We start from the raw sequence: 4644 nt of genomic DNA on the forward strand, positions 1-4644 counted from the left end.
CTGGCGTGCTTGGTGGCGGTGGGCCAGCCCATCAGTGAGGTCATCAAGAACATGGAACTGATGGCCAAGGAGGTCTTCCCCGCCTTCGCCGAGGACCCCACGCCCTCCAGGCTCTGACCGCTTCAGCAGCTCGGCGACATGCAGGGGCTCGGCGACATGCAGGCGGCTGTCGCCGAGCTCCCTGCCCCAGACATACCCACGTACCAGCGGGACGGTGAACAGGTGAACGACATCGCCATCGAGGGCGGCCTGGTCTGGGCCGCACCAGGCACCTACCACGTGAACGGCCTCGTCGTCATCCAGAACGGGATCATCACGTACGCCGGGCCCGCCGACGACGCCGCGGTGCCCGCCGGGACACGACGTATCGACGCGACCGGCTGTACCGTCCTACCCGGTCTGATCGACGTGCACGTGCACCTGACGACCAACTCCGACCACGACAACGTGGTGGCGAGCAGCACCTTCCGCGGGCAAGTGACCAAGCCGGCGAAGCTGCTGCACGGGCTGCGCAACGCACATCGCGCCCTCGCAGCCGGCTTCACCACCTTGCGGGTGATGGGACACCGCGACGTCGGAGAGATCGAGCTGCGCGACTTCGTCGAGCGAGGCCTGACCTTCGGCCCGCGGCTGCTGGTCTCCCCATGGTGGATCACTATGACCAACGGCCACGGCGACCTGTTCTACCCGCCCTACACCCCCCGCCGCCGCTGGGACACCGCCGACGGTGTCGACGAGTGCCGCAAGCTTGTCCGGCTACAAGCTCGCGAGGGCGCCGACTTCATCAAAGTCATGGCCAGCGGCGGAATGTCACCCGGCGAGCAGCCCCACTGGCCGAACTACACCGTCGCCGAGCTCACCGCGATCGTCGACGAGGCACACGACCTCGACCTACGGGTGGCCGCACACGCACTGTCGATCGACGGGATCCGCCGCAGCCTCGCCGCCAGCGTCGACAGTATCGAGCACGGCTCCTACCTGGACGAGCCCACCGCCAAGGAGATGGCCGAGCGCGGCACCTACCTGGTGCCGACCATGGCCTTCAACGACTGGTGCCAACGCGAAGGATTCCGCCGCGGGCTCACCCCCGAGGGCGTCGATGACCTGCGCGACGCCCATGACCGCACACTCGATGCCTTCGCCATCGCCCGCCAGGCCGGAGTCCGAATCGCCATGGGCACCGACTCCTCCGGCACGCTGTGCCCCTTCGGTGCGCACGCCCGGGAGCTGGAGCTCTACGTCGAGCACGGCATGACACCGGAGGAAGCATTGACCACGGCCACGGCTACCGCGGCCGAGCTGCTCCAGCGCGAACACCAGATCGGCAAGCTCGCGGCCGGCTTCGCCGGGGACGTCGTTGTCGTCGCCGGCGACGTGCTGTCCGATATCCGACTGCTCGGTGACCAGAGCAACATCGTGCACGTCCTCACCGCCGGTGTGGACCGCAGCGACTATCTCGCCGCTGCGTCGTCAGTCCTCAGCTGACCGCGGCGCTAGGTCGAGCGGGCCACCAAAGGGAAAGTAGGAAGGCATGAGTTGGGTTCGTGTTCGGGGCTTCGACTGCTTCGTGGCGGAGTTCGGCAGCGGTGACCGCTCTATCGTGTTGATTCACGGGTGGTGCAGCGACTCGACCGACTGGGTTGATCAGGTTTCTGCTTTCGCCGGCGACGCGCGTGTTGTGACACTCGACCTGCGGGGGCACGGGCATTCCGAACGGACCGCGAGCGGGTACGGGAGCGCTGAGCTCGCCGAGGACGTGATCGCTGTCCTCGACCATCTGGGCCTGAGGGACAGCCATCTGGTCGGGCACTCCCTGGGCGGCATCATCGCCAACCTGATCGCTGTGCGCCGCCCGGACCTCGCCCGCTCGGTCTTGCTGATCGACCCGGCCTACGGGCAGCCCGAGGAGTCGGAGGGCCAGGTTGGCGCGATCATCGGCGACCCGGCTTCCGCCGACAGCGCAGAACGCGCCGCGGTGGCAGCCGACCTCGAGCCGGAGGTACACAACAGCGTCACCGCCGCCCGCCGGATCCGACGCCGGCTACAGGCGCTCGCACTCGGCCCCGAGGTCGTCTGGCCCACCTATGCCGGCATGTGGTGCGGCGAGGACGCGCCGGGGCTTCGCCCGCAGACCGAACGCGCGATCCGCGAGCGCCGCCAGCCAGCACTGTGCATCTACGCCTACGAGCCGACCTACACCTGGGAGTCGAATCTCGTCGACAGGCTCGGTCTCGAGACCCGAGTCGAGCTCTGGACAGGCGTCACCCACTTCCTACACCAAGACGACCCGGAGCGGTTCAACACAGTCGCATCAGCCTGGTTCGACGCGAATCGCCTGTAACCCTAACAAGTACCCCGTCAGTACTACTGGCCACAGAAAGGAAGCAGCAGAATGCCCTACGTTGAGGTGAAGGTTTTCGAGGATCGCTTCGAGGACCCGTCATTCTCGCAGCGGATGGTCGAGGCAGTCACACAGGCCATGACCTCCGTGCTTGGCGAGGAAGTCGGTGCGGAGTCGACTGTCATCGTCGAAGGCGTCCCGCGCAACCGCTGGGGCCACGGCGGCAAGCTGATGGGCTGACCCACAGGCGACGCGCACCGCTCCCTGAACGCGCCGCTCAAATCTCACTCCCGTGACTTTGATACCCCGAGCCGAAACGTAGATCAATGGCCTCAAAACTGACTATCGGTCCGCTGCCCGCTGACCAGGCGGAGTTGCGGCGGGCCTACAGCTGTTTCCCCAGCGGCGTGACCGCTGTCTGTGCGCTGGACGACGAGGAGCCCGTCGGGATCGCGGCGAGCTCGTTCACCTCTGTCTCGATCACTCCACCGCTGGTGTCGGTCTGTGTGGCACACAGCTCGACGACTTGGCCGCGGTTGCGGCAGCTGCCCCGGCTGGGGGTGAGCGTGCTCGCCGACGGCCAGGAGGCGCTGTGCCGCTCACTCGCGGCGAAGGGCCGCGACCGGTTCGCCGACGTGCCGTGGGAGCCCAGCGAAGACGGCGCCATCTTCATCAGGGGCGCTGCAGCATGGCTCGACTGCTCGGTGCACTCCGAGCTGACCGCGGGCGACCACGACATCGTGCTGCTGCAGATCCACAGTCTGACCGCAGATCCCCGCAACGAGCCGCTGGTCTTCCACAGCAGCCGGTTCCGTCGCCTCATCGCACTCGAATCCTGACCCGGCAGCCATGTCGCGAGTCGGGGCAGTCCCAACCCCTCTCACTCCTGGGCCGCATCTGGGGTGTCCGCTCGACGAGGCCGCGCGACACGGCCGACCCACCGCCCATGCTTGCGGCTGGTGGACTGTTCCCCCAACCCCCAACCGTCATGCAGCGCCGACGATGACACGAGCGACGGCCGTCGCAACCGGCACGGTTCCCCAGGCTAGACCCGCTTCGACTCCCGAAAACGGCGGAGCGTCCTACCGCGGACGCAACGAGACGGTATAGTTCTCCAAGCGTCAACGAGGACCGGGCAGGTGGAAGGGAGTTGTGGAGTGCGAGCTAGACCTCGTTCCGATGCCACCCGCCTCGCCCTCCTTAATGCAGCCCTCGACGTTGCTGCCGAGTACGGGGTCAAGGGCGTCACCCACCGACGGGTCGCCAGCGCCGCCGGGCTTTCCCTCGGGCTGACCAGCTACCACTTCGCCAACCTCGACGATCTACTACTCGAGGCGTTCCGGCTCTTCGTCTCGCACACCTCGGCCCTGTACGAGCGTCAGTTCCACGAAGCCACCGGCCTCGAGTCCATGATCGATGCGGCCCTCGCGGTCGTGAACGCGCTCAAAGACAGCGCCCGAGATCGCACCCTGCTCTACGAGCTCTACGCCCAGAGCGTCCGCGACCCCGCCTACCGAGAGCTCGTCACTTCCTGGGCAGAATCAGCACGCGCGGGCGTGGAACGCCTCTACAGCGCACGCACCGCCCGGTTTCTCGAGGCCGCCTGGGAAGGCGCCAACGCGCAGCTGATCCAACGTCGCGACGATCAGTCCGACGATGAACTACGCGACCTGTTCCGTCTGATCCTGCTTCAAGACTCGAACGAGCTCACAGGTGGCACAACCGCAGCCACCCGTCGCGACTGAGAGCGTGTTTGAGAAGATCAGCTGGCGGAGTGAAGGGGCCTGTCAGGAAGATCGTGTGTGGGCCGGTGATCCGGCAGGCTTAAGCAGCAGCTTCGGCCGGGAAGGATCATCGTTGACCGACAACGACACGACAGTGGAGAACACCGTCGAAGAGCAGGGCCCTCCTCGGTCCGAGTGGAAGATTACTCCTTGTTCGATCGGATAGTTCCGGGCGGCCATACGAATCGCGTCTTCGATCAGCGGTGTCTGATAGTTGCCCGCCATGGCCCACCCGATCACACCTTTCGTACAGCAATGAGCGCTTTCCAACCTGGTGATCCTGAGGGGTCGGTCGGGCTGCGGTTCCCCCATGATCGGGGAGGCATCAGCAATAAGGGGTAGCGATGCCAGAGGTATGGAAGCGATACGACCGGGAGTTCCGTGACGGAGCGGTCCGGATCGTGCAGGAGACGGGCATGCCGATCGCCCAGGTCGCCAGAGACCTGGGGGTCAACGAGGGCACGCTGGGCAACTGGGTGGCCCGCGCACGGGAGGCTCGCGAGGACACCGAGGGTCTGG

6 protein-coding genes are annotated in these 4644 nt (G+C 66.5%); all 6 read left to right on the plus strand.

Translation table 11 applies throughout. The annotated features are described in order from the left end of the window. Positions 1-138: 138 nt before the first annotated feature. Positions 139-1485, plus strand: a complete 1347-nt coding sequence (locus ABZ881_RS30785) for an amidohydrolase family protein (protein ID WP_358489563.1) — start codon at positions 139-141, stop codon at positions 1483-1485. Between the two features lie 46 nt (positions 1486-1531). Then, positions 1532-2341: an alpha/beta hydrolase gene (locus ABZ881_RS30790; RefSeq protein ID WP_358489565.1), complete on the plus strand. Its 810-nt coding sequence runs from the start codon at positions 1532-1534 to the stop codon at positions 2339-2341. A gap of 66 nt (positions 2342-2407) precedes the next feature. After that, entirely contained in the window at positions 2408-2581 is a 174-nt protein-coding gene (locus ABZ881_RS30795) for a tautomerase family protein (protein WP_358489566.1), read from the plus strand. 86 nt (positions 2582-2667) lie between these two features. Then, positions 2668-3180 carry a flavin reductase family protein gene (locus ABZ881_RS30800; protein WP_358489568.1) on the plus strand — a complete coding sequence of 171 codons (513 nt, stop codon included), beginning with the start codon at positions 2668-2670 and terminating at the stop codon, positions 3178-3180. Positions 3181-3498: 318 nt separating this feature from the next. Further along, entirely contained in the window at positions 3499-4086 is a 588-nt protein-coding gene (locus tag ABZ881_RS30805) for a TetR family transcriptional regulator (protein WP_358489570.1), read from the plus strand. A 383-nt stretch (positions 4087-4469) separates the two neighbouring features. Beyond that, positions 4470-4644, plus strand: a 175-nt coding sequence (locus ABZ881_RS30810; protein ID WP_358489571.1) for a transposase, incomplete at its 3' end; no start/stop codon positions are given.

The sequence above is a fragment of the Pseudonocardia sp. NPDC046786 genome, from assembly GCF_040645415.1.
GTDB lineage: Bacteria > Actinomycetota > Actinomycetes > Mycobacteriales > Pseudonocardiaceae > Pseudonocardia > Pseudonocardia kongjuensis.

Bases quoted from the DNA above. Each gene is read 5' to 3' on its own strand.
- ABZ881_RS30785 (WP_358489563.1), top strand. From the start codon at position 139: ATGCAGGGGCTCGGCGACATGCAGGCGGCTGTCGCCGAGCTCCCTGCC.
- ABZ881_RS30790 (WP_358489565.1), top strand. From the start codon at position 1,532: ATGAGTTGGGTTCGTGTTCGGGGCTTCGACTGCTTCGTGGCGGAGTTC.
- ABZ881_RS30800 (WP_358489568.1), top strand. From the start codon at position 2,668: ATGGCCTCAAAACTGACTATCGGTCCGCTGCCCGCTGACCAGGCGGAG.